Below are 21,252 nucleotides of genomic sequence, written 5' to 3'. Positions count from 1 at the left end.
GTCGTCGCAATGACGTGCAGACCGTGCCATCCTCAACCGGGGAAAACAGAAATTCCGTCAATAATTCTCCCAATTCCCCAGCTAGACAACCATCTTGGCGAGAACGACTCAAACCTGATTCTTAATATTTACTGAACTATGCCTATAATATGTGAGATTATAGTAAAGTCATATATTATAAGCAGTGGGATAAAACACTCATGAGTTTAATATTACTAGAAGCAGCGCCTGTGTCCACTGGAAATCAGTTTCCATTGGCCTTCACCTTAGTCTATGTGGTTGGCTTTGTTGCTGCAGTTACTATTGGTTCGATCGCCTGGTATAATTCCAAACGCCCCCCAGGTTGGGAAAGTAAGGATCGTCCTGATTTTCTTCCCAAGATTGATAAGGAATAATCAAAACTGCTCAAAACCATGGGGGGTACTCATAAAACTGCAATTGCCCTAGGCAGTAACCTGGGCGATTCAGCCAATATCTTATTAGCATGTTTAGACACATTATCTCAAACCCCAGGCTTAATTATAAAAGCTATATCTAGTTTTTATAAAACTAAAGCTGTGGGTCCATCTCAACCAGATTATTTAAATGCTTGTGCTATACTTGAGGTAACAATGTCACCTCAGAATCTATTAGCTATATTATTGGCAGTAGAACAAAAGTTCGGTCGCGTGCGCCTAGAACGTTGGGGAGCAAGAACCTTAGACTTGGACTTGTTAATGTATGATAATCTGATTTTAAATCAGTCTGACCTGGAAATCCCCCATCCGCGAATGTATGAACGAGGTTTTGTACTAGTTCCCTTAGAAGAAATTGCTGGAGATTGGCAAGATCCCATATCTGGAATGACAATTAGGAATCTATTGAGAAATGTAGACCATTCTGATGTACACTGGGTTAGTGGTCCAGCTGTGAAAATTATTATTCAAAGGCCCTGATTGTACCACTTACTCCCCGTATGTATTCCTAGTAGTTGCCAAAATTAGAACTTTATTATGCCATTAGGTAGAGAATTGCCACAGTTGCTTAAGCAACGTTTATTCCATAAGGGTCGCAAATTCGACTTTGAAGTGAGTCGTTTACGGTTACCTAACAAGTCGGAAGGAGAATGGGAATGTATTCGTCATCCTGGTGGTGCTTTAGCCATCCCAGTTACTGATGATGGCAAATTAATTCTGGTGCGCCAATATCGTTTTGCAGTTCAGGGAAGGTTGCTAGAATTTCCTGCTGGTACTGTGGAACCCAATGAAAAGCCCTTGACAACAGTACAAAGAGAAATTCAAGAAGAAATTGGTTACAAAGCTCATCAGTGGGACAAGTTAGGAGAATTTTTCCTAGCCCCTGGTTATTCCGATGAAATTATCTATGCTTTTTTAGCTCGGGATTTAGAAAAACTGGAAACACCCCCCCAGCAAGATGAAGATGAAGATATTGAAACTGTGTTTTTAGCCCCTGCAGAATTAGAAGCCGCTATTGATAGAGGAGAGCCTGTAGACGCTAAAACCGTTACTAGCTTTTTCTTAGCTCGTTCGTTTTTGATGCTAAAACCTTAAAACTTACCTATCGCCAATAGCTACCTATAGAATCCCGAGTCCGATAGTGAAAACTATTGGCTATGATTCTTTTGCTAGGACCAAAATCCGCCAGCTTCCCAACATGATTTTGATTGTATTGAAATATGGCAGTAAAATCTGATAGTCTTAAAACCTGTTGGATATTGTGAGAAACAAAGACAATTGTTAACTCCGATCGCAAACACTCTATGAGTTCTTCCATCTTTTTAATGGCAATGGGGTCTAGTCCTAGACAAAATTCATCTATTAATAGTACCTGTGGTTTTACCGCTAGGGATCGGGCAATACAAAGTCTTTGTTGTTGTCCCATAGACAATTCTAAGGCCGATTTGTGCAGTTTATTTTTCAACTCATCCCAAATATTTGCCCTCTTGAGTGCCATCTCTACTATTTCATCTAATTCTGCTTTGGGACGCCAGCCAATTAATTTCACCCCGTAGACCACATTGTCATAGATGCTCATGGGAAAAAGATTTGGTATGGCATAGATTATACTAATCTGACGGCGAAGACGATTTAAATTTACCCGTTTACCATGGATATTTTGTCCAAAAAATTCTACTGTTCCTTCTAATTTCACTTCTCCTTCTAGTTCACTCATACGGTTAAGAGATTTTAGAAAAGTCGATTTTCCACAACCGCTAGGCCCAATCATGGCTGTGATTTTGTTTTGAGATATATTCATTGATACACCCTCAAGGATTTTTCGACTGTTGTAATAAAAGTTAAAATTTTTGATGCTGAGGGCGGGGATGAGTTTACTCATAAAAGAGGCCTAAATATGGTAGTTTCACGGTTTATTTACAGGAGGTGGGTGGTTTATGCTCAAATCATTAAAGTATGTAGTAATTAGTATTATTGTCTGGCATTTGTCAAGTTTTGTCACACTGGCACAAAATCGAAAACCAACAATAGATAAGTTTTCCCCTAATCCCCTAGAAACTAATATACCAGACTCCCTCATTAGGAGTAATGTCAAAGAAAAACCATTAACTACGGAAGAATTAAAAACCTTAGAAGCTGCCTTAGATGAGTTGAATCAACAGGCTAGAATCAGGTTAGAAAGTGGAGATCAAGAAAATGCTTTTTCTATATGGAATCGAGAATTGCGACTAAGGCGATTTTTAGGAATGCCATCACAAGTACAAGCAATATCAAGAGTAGGTGCAATTGCTTGGCGAGAAAATAATCGAGAACAAGTACAGTATATCACGGAGAGCTTACGGAAAATTGAAACCCAGTTACGGAATGAAAAAAATGCTGATTTACAATTATGGCGATCGCTAGGGATAGCATATCAAAATTTGCGTTCTCCCCAGTTAGCAGTGAAGGTTTATGAGCAGGTTCTAAGTTTGGTCAAACGTGAAAATGACCCGGTTGCTGAGGTAGAAACTCTCAATCAAATAGGTGAGTTACATCTAAATTGGTTTAATTATTCCCAAGCTGCCATCACATATCAAGAACTACTGAATTTAGCAGTAACCAGAGGTGATAGAACCAATCAATTAAGGTACTTACAACAATTGGCTTATACTTTTGAACAAAGTAAACAACCTCTTAAAGCAATTGACATACTCAATCAGTTAGCATCAATTTACAATCAACAAGACAAACAGGAGGCAATTCCCCGGTTAAAAATAGCAATAGCAGAAAATTATCAGTCCCTAGTACCACAAAATCCCTCCCTTCTTCAACCAGCATTGAACAGTTATCAAGAAGCTTATATTATTGCTTGGCAATTACAAATGTATCTAAGTGCTGGTGAAGCATTAGAAAAACTCATTGATCTTTATCGTTCGCAAAATCAAACTCGAGAAGCATTACAAGCTAGTAAAATTCTACTAGAAACCCAAACCCTAGGCAGAAATTATTACGGACTAATGCAAGCCTATGATCAGCTGGGGGATATTTATCTACAGAAAGAAGAAAGTGCCAACGCTTTAATAGCTTTTGAGCAGGGATTAAAAATTGCCCGAGAACTAAAATACCAAGAGGGTTATTTTGTCCAGAAAATTGCTGGATTGAAACCGTGAGATTTCGAGATCACGACCATTAGTCCGTTAAAACTTGGATGTCAGTAAGTTGATGGATAACCACATCCGCTCCCCGTACCTGTGCCAAGTTATTGTTCCAGATAATCCCTATACAACCCCCTGCTTTAGCATCTCGTGCCATTTGCATATCACCTATAGAATCCCCTACCATTAAAGCATTTTGAGGCTGCACACCTAAAGTCTGACAAGCTTGTAGAAACAATCTAGGATCTGGTTTACCAAGGCCCTCATCCACTCCCATTTCTAATTCTAGATAGTCTCTCAAACCATAACAAGTGACAAACTGCTCCACACCTCTAGTGCTCGCAGCTGAAAGAATCCCCAGTTTTATTCCCTGGGATGATAATAACTCCAACAGATCTAAAACTCCTGGGTATAAAGGGCATGGGTTTTGTCCAATATATTCATGAGCTTCTTCTAAAGCTTGACGGGCGATTTTTAAACAATCAAACCATCCTCTACCAGTTTCAGCAATGTAAGCAGCAGCAGCAATTTCCGTTTCCTTACGACTGGCTACGGCCATTAAACCTGTTAAATCCAAAACATCTCCACTAATCCCCAACGCCATTGACAATGGTTCCCCAATACCCGGAATTTGTGCGTCTATTAGTCTTACTGCCTTTTGACCTAGGGATCTTAAAAAATCTTCTGAGTCTTCTAAAGTACCGTTTTTATCGAATAAAACTGCCTGAATATCTGAAAATACAACGTTACCACATTTAATAGTAGCCATTTAGAGCTTAACCCCCATAAAATTAATTAAGATTAACAACGCTAGTTAGCAAAAACAAAAAAGAGGGTAATTCCCCTCTTGTTTAAGTGTTTTGCTACAGATATGTTACTCTTCCACGGCCACCGGGATTTCTTCTTCCACTTCAATTGCTGGTGGAATTTCTGTTTGGGCAACTACTTCTAGTTCTTCCACCGGTGCGGTTTCTGCTCCTTCCACTGGTGCAACGGCAATACCCTGCTGTTTAGCTAACATTTGTTCCCTATACTTAGCTGCCATTTCTTCAGCCTTGTCATAGACTAAATCACGATTCTTAATCATGTCCCCGGGTTCAGGCTCCAATTGCTTGGTAGATAGAGAAATACGACCTCTCTCAGCATCTAAATCAATGATCATGACTTTAACTTCGTCATTTACATTAAATACACTATGAGGCGTATCTATATGTTCCTGAGAGATTTCAGAAATGTGCAGTAATCCGCTTACACCACCAATATCAATAAATGCACCATAAGGTTTGATACCGCGAACAGTGCCAATTACTACCTCTCCCACTTCCAAGCGGTTCATCTTACGTTCAACCAGTGCCCGACGATGGGAGAGGACCAAGCGGTTACGCTCCTCATCCACTTCTAGGAATTTTAAGGGCAATTGTTCCCCTACTAGTTCTTCTTTGGGCTTGCGAGTGCTAATATGGGAACCTGGAATGAAACCCCTGAGTCCCTCGATTCGTACTAATGCACCGCCACGATTAGTCGCAAAAACATCAGAACGGACAGTGGCATCTTCTTTCTGTAATTGCCGCACTCTTTCCCATGCTCTCATGTATTCAATACGACGAATAGACAGAGTCAACTGACCATCTTCGTTTTCATCAGTGAGAATGAAAAATTCCCGCGTTTCATTTGATTGTAAGACTTCTTCCGGGGCATCCACCCGGTTAATAGACATTTCCTGTATAGGTATGTATGCTGCTGTTTTAGCACCAATGTCAATCAGAGCGCCACGCGGCTCTATACTAAACACTGTACCTGGTACAATATCACCAGGGCTGAAGTGATAATCGTACTTATCAAGTAGAGCAGCGAAATCTTCGTGAGTAAATCCAATTTCTTTGGCGGTTAAGTTCTGATTGACCATGCTGATTTGTTCCTGGTTCTAGTCTCCGTAAGTTTTTGTCAAAGTTAACGATCTATATGCCATAAGGCGATTGTTTGTAGTGTAGCAAAAAACTAGTTAAGCTATCCCACAGGGTGGTTCTTTGCCAGTTCCTTGTAAATCTACACTTACATCCTTACCTGATCCTAGCCCGGAAGCTAGGCTTACACATATTATCTTCCAGACAGATTATTCTATCACATCTAAAAATTTTTTTCAACTCTTGGAGAATCACAAGAAAATCGCCGAAAGGCACGGAAGCCACTTGGCTTTAGACAGGAAGTGCCAACGGCGAATTTATTCGCCTTGATATTTAACCGTGATGCGGATCTTCAATATTCCAGTGTTGTCTTTATGTTATTTTGTGGCTGCTATTGACAAGTAGGTCTTATCTGAGGCTATACTTTCGAAATCAACTTAAAGTAGCGGTGATGCTAAGAATTAATTTTAGCAGAATCAGTAGAGGCTGTTTAAGCCAGCCTCAGAAAGTTCGTTTATGGACTCTTCAGAAATCTCCGTGTCTTTAGACCGGAGAAGCTTAAAAGCGACTTAGAGATTCTCTTTTGCTTGGTCGATTATACCCTCAAGAATCACCTGGGGATCATCCGAGTCTATTTGTAGATCTTGGGATATTTGTCGGCGCAGGGGTTCATTTTCCCGCAAAATAGCCAATAAGTCATCCTGAGTTACTATTTGTTCTTCTGGGGATAGGTTTTCCCCTGCTGGAGTTCCTACTATCTCGTCGTCTGGTCCATCATATTCCCATATTGGTTCTATGGGAGTGCGGGTTAATAATTCCATGCCTATCTCGTAGGCTAGATCACCTACCTCACCCACATCTAACTCCCCTAACTGTACTAGACGAGATGCTATCTCGTTGTGGGGATTTTTGGATTTTAATAATTTATTACCAAATTTGCGTAACCAGTCTAACCATTGCTCAGTAGTGACCCGATGTTCAATCTGATCTAACCAGTTTCGCGCCCAAGTGCGTCCCTTGGCCTGACGAACCCCTGCCAAAAGTTCTGTGAACAAAAATTCTAGATCTGTGTCACTTAGGGGGGGTATAGTCTTTTTTTCGCCATTTTGTGGCGCCTGGCTAGATCTACGTCTTTGACCTGATAAAGCTTGAAACACTCTTTTTAAAATTTGTTTAAGCCATTTAATTACACGGTTTAACATCTGTTCTATCATTTAATTTTGGATAAGTTTGGAAGCAAAGGTTTACCTTTATTGACACAATCCGGTAAACATTATATAGCTTTAGCCAGGTAGGAGTTCTGGAACCTCCTTTAAATCAAAAATTTTGTTGGAAAACCTATTTCTCAAGAGTGAGTTATAATCGTTGGGCAGCATCCGATTAGAATCTCCCATTTCTGTAGTTTTCTACTAAATAGGTTTAACACGGTTAAATCTTTACTGATAATGTTTCAAAATTGCCTAGAATTAAAGCCTATTGACTGGTCGAAGTTCATCTAATTATATTCTGGTATAGAAACTAGCCAACCCATGTCCTACGAGCCCCTACATCATAAGTATCGCCCCAAGAGTTTTGCTGAACTGGTTGGACAGGAAGTAATTGCTACCACGCTAACAAATGCTATTAGTTTGGTTAAGATTGCTCCAGCTTATTTATTTACAGGTCCCAGAGGTACAGGGAAAACTTCCAGTGCCCGGATTCTAGCTAAATCATTAAATTGTCTCCAAACTGGTCATCCCACTCCTACCCCCTGCGGTGTATGTGACACTTGTCAAGGCATTACCAAGGGTTATTCCCTCGACGTGATTGAAATTGACGCTGCTAGTAATACGGGTGTAGATAATATTCGCGAACTAATAGAAAAGGCCCAATTCGCCCCCGTACAGTGTCGATATAAGGTTTATGTAATTGATGAGTGTCACATGTTAAGTGCAGCAGCATTTAATGCACTACTTAAAACCTTGGAGGAACCACCTAAACACGTAGTTTTTGTCCTGGCTACAACTGACCCTCAAAGAGTATTGCCAACTATTATTTCCCGTTGTCAAAGATTTGACTTTCGCCGAATTCAGTTGGAAGCAATGGTAAAACATTTATCTAAAATCGCTTATAATGAAAATATCCCTATTTCCCAAGACGCTATTACCCTAGTCGCCCAAATATCTCAGGGGGGTTTACGAGATGCTGAAAGTTTATTAGACCAATTGGCTTTACTACCCGGAGAAGTTTCCCCAGAGCAGGTTTGGGATCTAGTCGGATCCGTTAGCGAAAAGGACTTATTTGCCCTATTACAGGCGATCGCTCAAAATGATAGTGAGAAGGTATTAGATCACACGCGCAATATTTTAGACAGAGGTAGAGAACCCCTAATTATTCTGCAAAACCTGGGGGCTTTTTACCGAGATTTACTGATAGCTAAAACTGCCTCTAGCCGTCAGGATCTAGTGAGTTGTACTCAAGAAACATGGCAACAATTAGTTAGCTTTGCAGCTAAATTAGACATAACATTTATTTTACGTGGACAGCAACAATTAAGAACAGCCGAGGTGCAATTAAAGAGTACCACCCAGCCACGTTTATGGCTAGAAGTGACACTACTGGGAATGCTACCCATTACCCAGAGTTCCATGGTAGCTCCATCTAGCCCATCAGTCTATCCAGCGACTATACAAAACCAGAATGGGATTAACTACAATGTACCACCATCCCCTATTTATAAACAAGCCTATCAACAAGCCCATCAACAAGCAACCCCTAATTTAGTATCCAGTTCTTCATCACTACCCACCCATAATCCCCAGCATTCCCCTAATTATTTAGAACAAGCTACATCCAGCTCATCAGAAGCAATACCACCATCATCCGAACACGACCTAAATCAAATTTGGTATCAAGTGCTGGGCAATCTTCAACCAGCATCCAGGAGAGAAATGCTCCGTCAGATGAGTCAACTATTAGAATTCGATGGTAATTTAGCCAAGATTGGCATTAAACAAGCATGGTACGAGAAAGGTAAATCCGACCTAGGGATTATTCAAAATGCCTTTCATCAGACCTTTCAGCGTCATATTCAGATTCAGTTAGAAAAGACAAATTCCGGTAGCACCACCAGAAGAAATTCCATACCAGAAGATTCGACCCGTGTTTATCAATCACTAACCACACCAACATATCAACCAGCACCACAACCAACCCCATCACCCAAAATTGAAACAGTTCACACAGTAGTTAATAATCTAGCTAGTAACCCACCACTAGTCAATAAGTTGACGCCTAATCCAAGCACTCCATCCCCTCAACACAACAGGGAACCAGAACCCATAGTCATAACCAATCAATTACCTAAATCTAATGGGTCAGTTTCCAACCAGGACGACAGTCAAGTAGCTAAAGCAGCTAAAAGTTTGGCTGAATTCTTCTCGGGACAAATAACTCAGCTCACAGATGACAACTTTGACCTAGCAGAAATTGGTGCATCAATGGATAGCGACCTAGAAGTATACAATCTGGATGACTATGAGTAGTAACCACCCATGTAAGGTGATAAATGTGCCGATCAAACCGTAATCTCATGAAAACTGTTGTAGTCAGAACCATGTAAAAACTATCTGCTACTGTATTCATGAGTAACATAATAGAATTGTCCAAATACGATGCCGCCCTAACTAGTATCAATAACGTACCAAACAATCCTGCTGGAAGTGGAATAGGAGAATTGATAATCAACTATTACAGCTCTCCACTTAACAGAAAGACAGAAATAATGCAGCAAGCCTTAAACTACGGAAAGGAGGGGACAAAATTTCTCCTTTGCATTCTCAACGACAAACAAGAAAACCCAGAGGTCAAAGATGTAGTCTATAGTCTATTATTTAAATGTAGTGGATTAATCAGCTCTCTGAATAACAACAAAACACTAATCACGGACACATCTCATACCTCTCAAGGGTCATCACTAAAAGCGGATGAACCAGCAGTTAATATTTATACACAGCTAAACAAATTACTCAAGGAGAAGAACTGGAAAGAAGCAGATTTGGAAACGGAAAAGATCATGTTGACAGTGGCAAAACGAACGGAACAAGGGTACTTACAGTTACAGGACATTGAGAATTTTCCCTGTTTTGACCTGCATACCATTGACCAATTATGGTTAGAACACAGTGGTGGAAAATTTGGTTTCTCCGTCCAGCGACGAATATATCAGAGTTTGGGAGGGGGTAAAAACTACGATCTTCTAATTTGGAGAGCATTTGGAGATCAGGTGGGATGGAGAAGAGAAGGAAAATGGCTTGACTACTCCCATATTAACTTTGCCATAACCGCACCAGTTGGTCATTTACCCCTGTGGGGAGATGTAGATGATGGACTATAAAATTAGAGTTTCCCATAAAATTGCCATTTTTTAATTTTTAACCTAACTATAACCTTATCTTAAACCGACTGTCTATCCTAATCTTGTATATTCTCTAGTTGTTTGTTCTTAAGAAAGTCTTTAACTGTCTTGAGCTATCACCCAGAAATTTATGGATTTTCAGTTAAAATATTGGTATATTTAGAGGAGATGGACGAATATGGCAATTAGACTAAATAAGGTTGGTGGTGCCACTAGTACAACCAATTCAGAAATTCCCGCGTTTGACTCTATCAGTAAACGTCTGTATGTTGTTGCTGCTAGTGTTGTAGATATCTATACAGTGACTACAACAGGGGCATTAACCAGTGTTGGAAAACTGACCCCTGGGTTTACTCCTACTTCTGGAACAGCTGCGCCTAATAGCATTGCGATTAAAAATGGAATAGTGGCAGTTGCCTACGAAATAAAAGATACGGCCACAGGAACTCATCAGCGCGGTCGGGTTAGCTTTTTTGATGGTGGCAATGGTAACTTCATTAATTCCGTGGAAGTCGGTTTCTTACCTGATATGCTCACCTTTACCCCTGATGGTAAGAAGGTTTTAGTGGCTAATGAAGGGGAACCGAATGAGAACTATAGTTCTGATCCAGAAGGTTCTGTTAGCATCATTGACCTAACCAATGGTCCAGCTAATGCTACCGTCCAGGAAGCTAAGTTTAACGCTTTTGATAGTCAATTGGCTACCCTAAGATCCCAAGGACTGCGGGTTATTGGGAACAATACAACCCTATCGCAAGATGTGGAACCCGAGTATATTGCCATTTCCCCCGATGGTTTAACCGCTGCAATTACCCTACAAGAAGCCAATGCGATCGCCTTTCTTGACGTTGCTAGTGCCACAATTACCAGCATCAAACCTCTGGGGCTAAAGAATCATAATCTGCTTAGTAATGGTATTGACCCTAGTGATAGAGATGTTAATGGCACCTCGAGTGGAGGTGGTAAGATAAATATTGCTAACTGGCCAGTATTTGGCATGTATCAACCTGATGCGATCGCCAGTTTCATTAGCAATGGTCAAACCTACTATATTACAGCCAATGAAGGTGATTCCCGGGTACGTCCCACCTCTAATAATTCCTTTGGCAATGAAGGGACGATTTTCAATGAGGAGTCAAGAGTTGGAGACGCTTCCTACGTACTAGATCCTACAGTTTTCCCCAACGCTAGTGACCTGAAAAAACCTGAGAAACTTGGTCGTTTGGTAGTTAGCAACAAATCAGGTGATACGGATGGTGATGGTGACTTTGACCAAATTCAAGCCTTTGGAGCTAGATCCTTCACCATTTGGGATAGCAGTGGCAACTTGATCTTTGACAGTGGTGATCAGTTAGAGAAACTCACTGCCCAATTTAATCCCACAGGGTTTAACTCCGATGGTACACCTAATGTAGGATTCGATACCCGCAGTGATAACAAAGGTCCCGAACCAGAGGGTGTGACTGTTGGCGTGATTGATGGGCGTACCTATGCCTTTGTTGGTTTAGAGCGCGTTGGTGATGTAATCGTCTATGATATTACTAATGCCAGTAACCCAACATTTGTGCAGTATGTTAATACTGCTGAAGATCGTAGCGCAGAGGGGTTGATTTTTGTCCCGTCCGTTGATAGTCCTACTGGCAAACCATTAGTAATTACTGCCAATGAAGTCAGCAACACTGTTAGTGTATTTGAAACTGTAGCAGCTATAACTAGTACAGGCAACTTCACCCTGCAAGTTCTCCATGGTTCAGACTTTGAGGGTGGCATTCCTGCTGTTACCGATGCAATTGGCTTTTCAGCTGTTGTCAATAAACTCAAGGATGATCCTAAGTACAAAACAAACACACTGATTCTCTCTTCTGGCGATAACTACATCCCAGGTGCATTTTTCAATGCTTCCAGCGATACCAGCTTGAATAATGTAGGTGGATTGGGATCTAGCACTACTCCAGTCATTGGACGCGGTGATATTGGTATTCTGAATGGGATTGGCATTCAAGCTTCCGCATTGGGCAACCATGAGTTTGACCTGGGTGTGAGACAAGTGCGTGATATTCTCAGGACAGGAAGTGGTAACCCAGGGACCAACTTCCCCTATTTGAGTACTAACCTGGATTTTAGCCCTGAAATTACAGCAGGTAACCTCAGTGCAACTGACCTGGCCGCTAACCAAAATACCGCTGATGCCAGCTCTATTAAGGGTAAAATTGCTAAAAGTACCATCATCAATGTTGCAGGTATTGATGGTATTACTGGCACTGCTGACGACCAAAGAATTGGCATTGTAGGTGCAACTACACCAACTTTGGCAAATATTTCTTCAAGTGGTAGCACTATAGTTAAGCCAGCTAACCCCATTGACTATGACGCATTAGCTGCGGAAATTCAGACTTCTGTAGATATACTCAAAGCACAGGGTATTAACAAGATTATCTTGTTAGCTCACATGCAGCAGTTGACTATTGAGCGGGATGAATTGGCGAAGCGATTGAGAGATGTGGATATCATCATCGCGGGGGGGAACCATACTATTCTGTCTGATGCCAATGATGGGCTGAGAACAGGTGACAGCAGCAAGGGCGATTATCCCATTGTCAAGACAGGCGCAGATGGTAAGCCTATTTTGGTGGTCAGTACAGATGCTAATTACAAGTACGTCGGGCGTTTAGTGGCTGAATTTGACCAGGATGGGGTGATTCAGGTTAACAAACTGGATAGCGCAATTAATGGAGCTTATGCTACAGATGATGCAGGAGTTGATCGCGTCTATGGCAGTGATGTTGATCCTCGTGCTGTAGCTAACCCCAATGTGGTAGCGATCGCTGATGGGATCAAAAACCTTCTTGCTAGTAAAGACAACTTAATTGTGGGCAAGGCCAGTGTGTTTCTCAACGGTACTCGTGAGGATGTGCGCACCCAAGAAACCAACTTTGGTAACTTGACCGCTGATGCCAATCTTTGGTATGCCAAGCAGCTAGATCCCAGCGTGGTTATCGCCCTAAAAAATGGCGGTGGTATCCGGGACAATATCGGTGCCATTGGCACAGGTGCAGGAGCAATCAGCAAAGATGATGTTGTTAAGCTGCCAACTCAGCCCAACCCTCTAGCACCAAATAAAAAGGAAGGTGATGTGTCTCAGTTAGACATTGAGAACTCCCTGCGTTTTAACAATGACCTATCACTAATTACGGTTACCGCCCAACAACTACAGCACATAGTTGAGCATGCAGTAGCGGGTACTGCCCCAGGTACAACCCCAGGACAATTTCCCCAGATATCCGGGTTAAACTTTAGCTTTGATCCTACCAAAGCATCGATTCAGTTTAATAGTACGACTGGTGAAGTGAGTAGACAAGGTGAGCGGGTTCGCAATTTAGCAGTGGTGAAAGAAGATGGCTCATTGGTAGACATCATTGTGAAAGATGGTGTGTTAGTTGGAGATGCCAACCGCAGCTTTAGAATGGTAACACTAAACTTTCTGGCGGGTACTAGTGCTACTGCTGTCCTTGGTGGTGACAATTATCCTTTTCCCACTTTTGTCAAGCAAAATGCAAGCCTAGCCAACCGAGTAGATTTGCGTGGTGAAACGGCTGATGTCAATGGCAATGGCAAGGTTGATACTGCTTTAACTTTGGCTCCCGGCAAATTTACCTTTGCCCTTCCTGGTACGGAACAGGATGTTTTAGCTGAGTATCTTGGCGATCGCTTTAGCACTAACGCCTATAGAGTTGCTGATGTTGGTTCAGCATTTGATACTCGTATTCAAAACCTCACCTTCCGGGAAGACACGGTTATTCCTGAACCAAGTCTGATTACTGGCACTCCTAGTGCTGACACCATCCAAGCTGGCATGAACGGTTTTACTGGCTTTAATAGCTTGGTATTTACGGGTGCTGGCAAAGACGAAGTGGATATCCCCATAGGCGGAGCAAAGTCCTATGTTGGTTCTAATCGCATTTTCACTGGTAGTAGTGCAGATATAATCTCTGTGGCTAATGGAGACCGGGCCTTTGGTGGTAGTGGGGATGACGAATTTGATGCCACAGAAGCCACTGGCTACCGGATCTCTGGTGGTGTGGGTAATGATATCTTCTACCTCGGTGTTAATGGTCGTGCCATCGGTGGTGAAGGTGATGACCGGTTCTTCGTGGGTGAAGGTGGAGGTAATATAATCTCTGGTGGTGCTGGTGCGGATCAGTTTTGGATTCTCACTGATGACCCGACCCGTTTACAAACCCCCAATAGGATTGTTGACTACACCGTCGGTACGGATGTAATAGGCATTACTAACCAGTTTGCCAGCTCTGTGGGCGACCTGACCTTCAGTGGTAGTGATATCAGCCTAAACGGTGTGTTAATTGCTACCCTTAACGGAGTGAATGCTGCAGGTGCAACCTTCGTTTTTGCCAATCCTCCAGCTAATTTACCCTAAGCCTCGCTCTGTAATCTTGGTGTCTTTGTGGTGACCACAAAGACACAAGGAATCCTCTAGTTCACTTCAGAGACACACCACAATGAGTAACACTTATCATAATTTAGCAACGGGTGCTTTTACACAAAACTGGACAGATACCACAGGAATTACAATAAATAATGACTGGAGTAACATTACTAGTATTATTGGTTATAGGGGTGATGATTTAACCAGTGCTACTGGAGTTGATCCGCAAACTGTAATTGCCGATGGTACTGGGGTTATTAATGTCATTGCTAACCAGTCCAACCCTAATACAGTTACTACTGGAGGGGTAGCTGAGTTTGAAATTAGTGATCCTGTGGTTTCCCTGCAGGGTTCCGGTACAGCGGATGCTCCTTTTTTATTAATTCACCTAAATACTCTGGGTGTTACCAATATCAATATCTCCTATAACCTGCGTGATATTGATGGCTCGACGGACAATGCAGTGCAGGCGGTGGCTTTGCAATATCGCATTGGAACAACGGGTAATTTCACGAATATTCCTAGCGGTTATGTTGCTGATGCCAGTTCTGGTCCTAGCTTGGCAAATTTGGTGACACCTGTTAGCGCTATTTTGCCCACAGAAGCAGAAAACCAAGCTCAATTACAGGTAAGGATTATCACCACAAATGCTCCAGGCAACGATGAATGGATTGGTATTGATAATATAAATATTGTGGGCACGCCACAAACTGCTTCGGCATCGGGAATAACCCTTACCCAGTCGGGCAACTCTACCGATCTAGCTGAAGGTGGTGGGACTGATACTTACTCTGTGGTGCTGAATAGTCAACCCACCGCGAATGTGACAATCGCCATTAATGCAGGTCCACAACTCACTACTAATATTACCAGTCTCACGTTTACGCCACAAGACTGGAATGTTGCCCAAATTGTCACAGTAGCAGCGATTAATGATGCTACCTTTGAGGGTAATCACACGGGTACACTGACCCACGCGGTAACAAGTGCGGATACTAATTACAATAGTTTATCTGTTGCCAATGTTACTGCTAATATTACTGATAATGAGGCAGAAACCGCGCCTACGATTCAGATTCGCATTACTGAATATATGTATTCAGGGGCAAATGGTGAATTTGTTGAATTAACCAATATTGGCAATACAACGGTCGACCTTACGGACTGGAGCTATGACGACAATTCGCGAATTCCCGGTTCCTTCTCATTAAGCGGTTTTGGCACTGTCCAGGCTGGGGAATCGGTAATCTTTACGGAAGCAACTAATACCAGTGACTTCCGCACGGCTTGGGGATTAGCGCCGTCGGTAAAAGTGATTGCAGGTTCCAATCAAGGGTTGGGGCGTGCTGATGAGATCAATATCTACAATCAGAATAATCAACGGGTTGATCGCCTGACCTATGACGATGGCACGATCAGTGGTTCTGTCCGCACCCAAAATGTCAGCGCTTGGACAGGTGTAACAAATTTGGGGCTGAATGATGCGACCAAGTGGCAACTCTCTACTGTCGCTGATGCTCAAGGTTCGGTGACATCCACAGGCGGAGATATTGGTAATCCTGGACGCTATGCAATCGGCACTGTGCCAAGCATCGTCTTGACCCAAACCGGTGGCAACACTAGCATTATGGAAGGTGGCGCAACTGATACCTATACTCTCGCCCTAACTACCACCCCAACTGCTCCGGTAAATATCAATGTTACCGTCACTGATGGGCAGACTTTGGTTAGTACGGATGGTGTAAATTTTGCAACCACAGCAATTCTTGCTTTAACGGATAGCATTGCTAAAACAATTACGGTGCGAGCTGTTGATGACAGCATTTTTGAATTCAAGCCCCATACTGGTGCGATCGCCCATACAGTGACTAGCAATGATTCTACTTATAACAGTCTTACTATTCCTAACCTCAATATCAGCATTGGGGATAACGATACTGCTCCTAATCTACCCGCAATCAGGATTACGGAATATCAATACGATGGCAATGGCAGTGAATTTTTTGAGTTGACTAATATTGGGAACACGGCCATCGATTTGACAGGATGGAGCTATGACGATGACTCAAGAATTGCTGGTACTGTTTCACTTAGTGACTTTGGCATCCTGCAGGCGGGGGAATCGGTCATTATTACGGAAGCTGGAGCGGAGATTTTTCGTGCTGATTGGGGACTTGCACCAACAGTGAAAATCATCGGTGGCTTAACCGTTAACCTCGGGCGCGAAGATGAAATCAATATCTTCAACAATAATGGAATCCTTGTCGATAGCTTGATCTATGGTGACAGCACCAGATTCCCCGGTACAGGGCGCACCCAAAATGTCAGCGCTTGGACAGCGGCGGCCAATTTGGGCAAGAACGATATTACCCAATGGGCTTTGTCAACGGTTGGCGATGGTCTAAATTCTTATAACTCCCTGAGTGGTGGTACGGGTAACCCCAGTAGTTATAGCAGTGCGTCTGTGCCAAGTCCCGCAATATTAATAGCGCAGTCAGGTGGCAATACTGCCATTACGGAGGGTGTTTCAACTGACACCTACACAGTGGTACTCAGAAGCCAACCCACCGCCAATGTTACGGTTGATGTGGTGGCTAGTTCCCAATTGAATGTAACTAATACTTCCCTCACTTTTACCCCTGCCAATTGGAATGTGGCACAAACGGTGACAGTGACTGGGGTTGACGATAATTTGTTTGAAGATGCACATACGGGTGCAATCAGCCATAGTGCCACTAGTACGGATACGCGCTACAACCGTATTACTATTCCCTCGGTGAATGTGAACATTACTGATAATGATGTGGCGGTGGGCGCAGTTCCTTCAATTACCGAAAATACCACTTCACCTTTGATCAGTTTAGCGACCACGGGGATAGGCGTATTGAGTGGGGTGATTGGTGATCCCACAGACCCCGCGAGTACCTTGGGCATTGACTTTGCGATCGCTGATGCAGATACGTCTTTAAATAATCTTACTGTGACAGTAAGTAGCAGCAATCAAACGGTTGTCACCAATGGCAATTTGGTTTTGAGTGGCACAGACACAACCCGCAACCTCAAGATCACGCCTACGGGTGTGGGCTTTTCCGATATCACCTTGACAGTCAATGATGGCAATAATGTTGTCACTTACAAAATCAATTACGCGGCTTCCCAAGGTTCTGTTAGCCCCAATACTACTCGCTTCCATACAGGCACTAGCGATGCTTCCACAGCGATTGCCATTGACGATCAATATATGTTGGTTGGAGATGACGAAGATCAACGCATTCGCCTCTACGATCGCACTAAATCGGGCGCACCAATTACCAGCTTCGATTTTGGTTCTGTGACGGGATTAACCTCAGAGGTGGATCTGGAAGGTTCGGTGAAAATTGGCAACAGGATTTACTGGATCGGTTCCCATGGTAATAACTCCAGCAATCAAGATGCTCCCAATCGTGAACGCCTGTTTGCCACCACCATCACGGGTACGGGGGTGAATACCACCCTCACCTTTGCGGGATACTATCAATTTTTAGAAGATGACCTCATCGCTTGGGACAATAGCAATGGTCATGGATTGGGGGTAGGCTTCCTTGGACTTGGTGCAAGTGCAGCTTCGGGTGTATCTGTAAGCGTTGTCAATGGTTTCAATATCGAAGGTTTGACCACTTCTCCCGATGGCAATAGCCTATATGTGGCATTCCGCACACCGCTAGAACCCACTGGCGATCGCACCAAAGCCTTAATCGTTCCCGTTACCAACTTGGGCACCATTCTCAATACCAATGGCGGTACTACAGGATCCGCCACCTTTGGCGCACCAATTCAGCTAGACCTGGGCGGACGCGGCATTCGCAGCATTGAACGCAACAGCACAGGGCAGTATGTGATCATTGCAGGAGCTGTGGGCGCATCCACAAATAGCGCTCCCAATGATTTCCGTCTTTACACATGGACAGGCAACCCTACAGACAAACCCCTATTGCGAGCCACGGATCTCACGGCCCTGGATAGCAATGGCAGTTTTGAGGGCATTGTCACCGTTCCTGAGAACCTCACTGGTGATAGCAAGATTCAACTATTGGTGGATAATGGGGACACCTTTTGGTATGGCAACAGCACTGCTTCCAAGAATTTGAACCAAGACAACTGGCAGAAATTCCGCACTGAAGTGGTGACCTTGGGACCGATCAAGATCCACCAAATCCAAGGTAACGCTGTCAGTCAAACTTCCGCCGGTGGCCGCGCTGATATTAGTCCACTCAATGGTCAGACAGTAACAATCGAAGCAATCGTAGTAGGTGACTTCCAGGCTGGTGATACAGACACTAAGCGGAACTTGAACGGCTTTTACGTTCAGGAAGAAGATGCTGATGGAGATGGGAATGTACTTACGTCTGAAGGTATTTTTGTATTTGACGGCTCTAATCCTAGTGTAGCAGTCAGTCGGGGAGACAAGGTTAAAATCACAGGAACGATTAGCGAGTTCTTTGGGGAAACCCAACTTACTCCCACAACAGTTAGCATCATCAGTTCTGGCAATACCCTGCCCACAGCGGCAAATATTACCCTACCCACTCCTACCACTAGCCTCAGCCAAGGGGGAACGCCTCAGCCAGATTTGGAAGCCTTTGAAGGGATGTTAGTTAAGTTCACGAACACCCTGACGGTGACGGAGATGTTTAACCTCGATCGCTTTAACGAGATCAAGTTAGCTCAAGGCGATCGCCCCCAACAGTTCACCCAGTTTAATAACCCGGATGTAGCGGGCTATGCAGCACACCGGGTGGAGGTTGGTTCCCGCACCATCACTTATGATGATGGGTTAAGTGTTCAAAATGCTCTGATTGGGAATCTGGATGGCTTTGGTCCTACATTCAACACCGCCAGTAATATCCGCATGGGGGATAGAATTACAGATTTATCTGGTGTTCTTAGCTATCAGTGGGCCGGTAATGCTGCCAGTGGTGCAACCTGGCGGGTAAGATCTACTCAGGATGGTCAGAATAGGTTTACTAAGGTAAATGATCGTCCTGTAACTCCTAAGACAGTGGGTGGTTCTATTAAAGTTACGGGTTTTAATGTCCTTAATTACTTCAAAACAATTGATCTGCCTGGTGTGAATACGGTGATTGGTCAAGATCCCCGTGGTGCGGACAGCATGGATGAGTTTAATCGCCAAACGGACAAACTAGTTACTGCCCTACTAGCTATCAATGCGGATGTTTTAGGTTTAGCGGAACTGGAAAATGACTTTTTGGCGGGTTCTAGTGGGAATGGGATTGAGTACCTCACAAATCAGCTTAATGCAAAAGCTGGCGCTGGAACCTATGCCTGGGTGAATCCAGGAACTCAGTTTGTGGGCAGTGATGCGATCGCGGTGGGACTGATCTACAAACCTATGGCGGTGAGTCTGTTAGGGGATGTAGCTATTCTGAATAGTTCTGAATTTATGGATCCTAACAACACAGGGCAGGATCGTAACCGTCCTGCAGTAGCACAAACCTTCCAAGATTTAGCAACTAACGAAAAATTTACGGTAGTAGTAAATCACCTAAAGTCTAAAGGCGCTTCTGAACTAACAGACATCAACTCTCCAGACTACGATCAAAACGATGGTCAGGGCTTCTGGAACAATACCCGGACTAAAGCAATCCAGGCGCTAGTGGACTGGCTCAACACCAATCCTACCAAGGTGAATGACTCAGATTATCTGCTCCTTGGTGACTTTAACGCCTATGCTCAGGAAGATCCGGTGAAAGTGCTAAAAAATGCTGGCTATATCGACCTGGCCTCCGCATTTCATCAAGGGACTACCGCATCCTACGTGTTTGATGGTCAAACCGGTACTCTGGACTATGCCTTTGCCAGTGCAAGCCTAGCACAGCAGGTAACAGGAGCAACAGAGTGGGCGATCAACAGTGATGAGGCCGATGGGATAGACTATAACCTTGACTTCGGAAGAGATGCTGCTATTTTTGATGGTACTACCCCTTACCGATCCTCCGATCATGACCCGGTTATTGTGGGACTTAATCTGGTCTCCTCTGTTAACGAACCTCCTCTAATTATCAGTGGAACCTCTGGCCCAGACAATTTAAAAGCAGGAGTGAACTTTGCCGGTGTAAACCAAATCATATTCACTGGAGCGGGTTCTGATATGGTAGATATTCCCATAGGCGGAGCCAAGCCCAGTCTTGGTTCCAATAGCATCTTCACTGGCAGTGGTGCAGATATAATCTCTGTGGCCGATGGAGATCGGGCCTTTGGTGGTAGTGGGGATGACGAATTTGATGCCACAGAAGCCAGTGGCTACAGGATCTCTGGTGGCGTGGGGAATGATATCTTCTACCTCGGTGTTAATGGTCGTGCCATCGGTGGTGATGGTGATGACCGGTTTTTCGTGGGTGAAGGTGGAGGTAATATAATGTCCGGTGGTGCTGGTGCGGATCAGTTTTGGATTCTTACTGATGACCCCACCAAATTAAAAGCATCTAACACGATTGTTGATTACACCATCAGTACGGATGTAATAGGCATTGCCAACCAGGTGGCCGACTCCGTGGATGATCTAACCTTGAGTGGTAGTAATATCAGCGTAAATGGTGTGTTAATTGCCACCCTCAACGGGGTGAACGCTGCAAGTGCAACCTTCGTTTTTGCCAATCCTTTGGCCAGTTAGTAGAGATTAAATTGGCCTGAGCTTTTGTGTTTTTGTGGTGAATTTATACCACAAAGACACAGATTATTGAAGAAATACTTTAACTTAACCCTAACCATACCTTACAGCAGTTTTCATGTAAATAAACCACAATGATTGAACCAATTAAGCGCATCCTCTGCTGTAATATAATTTACTGCACTTGTCATGGCCTCATTTAGGGCTTCTAATGTTCGTGCCTCACGACTACGGAGAAATTGCTTTAATTTT

General features: G+C 43.5%; 12 protein-coding genes. 8 read left to right on the top strand and 4 right to left on the bottom strand.

Annotated features, from left to right (window positions below; genetic code table 11):
- The first annotated feature begins 200 nt into the window (after positions 1 to 200).
- Genes psb35 through ASL19_RS04310 form a run of 3 tightly spaced genes read left to right on the top strand, consistent with a single transcriptional unit; the run spans position 201 to position 1,550 of the window.
- The gene (gene psb35, locus ASL19_RS04320; RefSeq protein ID WP_006278460.1) at positions 201 to 395 is read left to right on the top strand and encodes a photosystem II assembly protein Psb35; all 195 of its coding nucleotides are present in this window, start codon (positions 201 to 203) and stop codon (positions 393 to 395) included.
- 18 nt (positions 396 to 413) lie between these two features.
- Complete coding sequence (folK, locus tag ASL19_RS04315) at positions 414 to 935, top strand: 2-amino-4-hydroxy-6-hydroxymethyldihydropteridine diphosphokinase (protein ID WP_057177425.1); 522 nt, start codon at positions 414 to 416, stop codon at positions 933 to 935.
- 57 nt (positions 936 to 992) lie between these two features.
- A complete protein-coding gene (locus ASL19_RS04310) occupies positions 993 to 1,550 on the top strand; it encodes an NUDIX hydrolase (protein ID WP_006278462.1) in 558 nt (185 codons plus the stop codon).
- A gap of 7 nt (positions 1,551 to 1,557) precedes the next feature.
- Here ASL19_RS04310 and ASL19_RS04305 read toward each other — a convergent pair whose 3' ends face one another.
- Complete coding sequence (locus tag ASL19_RS04305) at positions 1,558 to 2,337, bottom strand: ATP-binding cassette domain-containing protein (RefSeq protein ID WP_040009912.1); 780 nt, start codon at positions 2,335 to 2,337, stop codon at positions 1,558 to 1,560.
- A gap of 55 nt (positions 2,338 to 2,392) precedes the next feature.
- On the opposite strand from ASL19_RS04305, the gene ASL19_RS04300 reads away from it, so the two are divergent.
- Positions 2,393 to 3,604: a lipopolysaccharide assembly protein LapB gene (locus tag ASL19_RS04300; RefSeq protein ID WP_057177424.1), complete on the top strand. Its 1,212-nt coding sequence runs from the start codon at positions 2,393 to 2,395 to the stop codon at positions 3,602 to 3,604.
- 19 nt (positions 3,605 to 3,623) lie between these two features.
- Here ASL19_RS04300 and ASL19_RS04295 read toward each other — a convergent pair whose 3' ends face one another.
- From ASL19_RS04295 to ASL19_RS04285, 3 genes are all read right to left on the bottom strand, one after another.
- On the bottom strand, positions 3,624 to 4,358 hold the full coding sequence (locus tag ASL19_RS04295) for an HAD family hydrolase (RefSeq protein ID WP_006278465.1): 735 nt from the start codon (positions 4,356 to 4,358) through the stop codon (positions 3,624 to 3,626).
- 105 nt (positions 4,359 to 4,463) lie between these two features.
- Positions 4,464 to 5,495, bottom strand: coding sequence for a 30S ribosomal protein S1 (locus ASL19_RS04290; RefSeq protein WP_006278466.1), 1,032 nt, complete (start codon positions 5,493 to 5,495; stop codon positions 4,464 to 4,466).
- Positions 5,496 to 6,062: 567 nt separating this feature from the next.
- Positions 6,063 to 6,695: a hypothetical protein gene (locus ASL19_RS04285; protein ID WP_082604651.1), complete on the bottom strand. Its 633-nt coding sequence runs from the start codon at positions 6,693 to 6,695 to the stop codon at positions 6,063 to 6,065.
- 327 nt (positions 6,696 to 7,022) lie between these two features.
- On the opposite strand from ASL19_RS04285, the gene ASL19_RS04280 reads away from it, so the two are divergent.
- The 4 genes from ASL19_RS04280 to ASL19_RS16600 all read left to right on the top strand — a co-directional run bounded on the left by ASL19_RS04280 (position 7,023) and on the right by ASL19_RS16600 (position 21,003).
- A complete protein-coding gene (locus ASL19_RS04280) occupies positions 7,023 to 9,017 on the top strand; it encodes a DNA polymerase III subunit gamma/tau (protein ID WP_057177422.1) in 1,995 nt (664 codons plus the stop codon).
- A 98-nt stretch (positions 9,018 to 9,115) separates the two neighbouring features.
- The gene (locus ASL19_RS04275) at positions 9,116 to 9,868 is read left to right on the top strand and encodes a GUN4 domain-containing protein (protein WP_057177421.1); all 753 of its coding nucleotides are present in this window, start codon (positions 9,116 to 9,118) and stop codon (positions 9,866 to 9,868) included.
- Positions 9,869 to 10,067: 199 nt separating this feature from the next.
- Positions 10,068 to 14,324 carry a choice-of-anchor I family protein gene (locus ASL19_RS04270; RefSeq protein ID WP_057177420.1) on the top strand — a complete coding sequence of 1,419 codons (4,257 nt, stop codon included), beginning with the start codon at positions 10,068 to 10,070 and terminating at the stop codon, positions 14,322 to 14,324.
- An 82-nt stretch (positions 14,325 to 14,406) separates the two neighbouring features.
- Positions 14,407 to 21,003 carry an ExeM/NucH family extracellular endonuclease gene (locus ASL19_RS16600; protein WP_072149087.1) on the top strand — a complete coding sequence of 2,199 codons (6,597 nt, stop codon included), beginning with the start codon at positions 14,407 to 14,409 and terminating at the stop codon, positions 21,001 to 21,003.
- Positions 21,004 to 21,252 lie beyond the last annotated feature (249 nt).

This window comes from Cylindrospermopsis sp. CR12, from assembly GCF_001432185.1.
GTDB classification, from domain to species: Bacteria; Cyanobacteriota; Cyanobacteriia; order Cyanobacteriales; family Nostocaceae; genus Raphidiopsis; species Raphidiopsis raciborskii.
This window is presented reverse-complemented; position numbering and strand designations above follow the sequence as displayed.

What these genes read in the sequence shown, in the direction of transcription:
- ASL19_RS16600 (WP_072149087.1), top strand. Translation starts at nt 14,407, where the DNA reads ATGAGTAACACTTATCATAATTTAGCAACGGGTGCTTTTACACAAAAC.
- ASL19_RS04310 (WP_006278462.1), top strand. Translation starts at nt 993, where the DNA reads ATGCCATTAGGTAGAGAATTGCCACAGTTGCTTAAGCAACGTTTATTC.
- ASL19_RS04275 (WP_057177421.1), top strand. Translation starts at nt 9,116, where the DNA reads ATGAGTAACATAATAGAATTGTCCAAATACGATGCCGCCCTAACTAGT.
- ASL19_RS04270 (WP_057177420.1), top strand. Translation starts at nt 10,068, where the DNA reads ATGGCAATTAGACTAAATAAGGTTGGTGGTGCCACTAGTACAACCAAT.
- psb35 (WP_006278460.1), top strand. Translation starts at nt 201, where the DNA reads ATGAGTTTAATATTACTAGAAGCAGCGCCTGTGTCCACTGGAAATCAG.
- ASL19_RS04280 (WP_057177422.1), top strand. Translation starts at nt 7,023, where the DNA reads ATGTCCTACGAGCCCCTACATCATAAGTATCGCCCCAAGAGTTTTGCT.
- ASL19_RS04295 (WP_006278465.1), bottom strand. Translation starts at nt 4,358, where the DNA reads ATGGCTACTATTAAATGTGGTAACGTTGTATTTTCAGATATTCAGGCA.
- ASL19_RS04300 (WP_057177424.1), top strand. Translation starts at nt 2,393, where the DNA reads ATGCTCAAATCATTAAAGTATGTAGTAATTAGTATTATTGTCTGGCAT.
- ASL19_RS04285 (WP_082604651.1), bottom strand. Translation starts at nt 6,695, where the DNA reads ATGTTAAACCGTGTAATTAAATGGCTTAAACAAATTTTAAAAAGAGTG.
- ASL19_RS04290 (WP_006278466.1), bottom strand. Translation starts at nt 5,495, where the DNA reads ATGGTCAATCAGAACTTAACCGCCAAAGAAATTGGATTTACTCACGAA.
- folK (WP_057177425.1), top strand. Translation starts at nt 414, where the DNA reads ATGGGGGGTACTCATAAAACTGCAATTGCCCTAGGCAGTAACCTGGGC.
- ASL19_RS04305 (WP_040009912.1), bottom strand. Translation starts at nt 2,337, where the DNA reads ATGAGTAAACTCATCCCCGCCCTCAGCATCAAAAATTTTAACTTTTAT.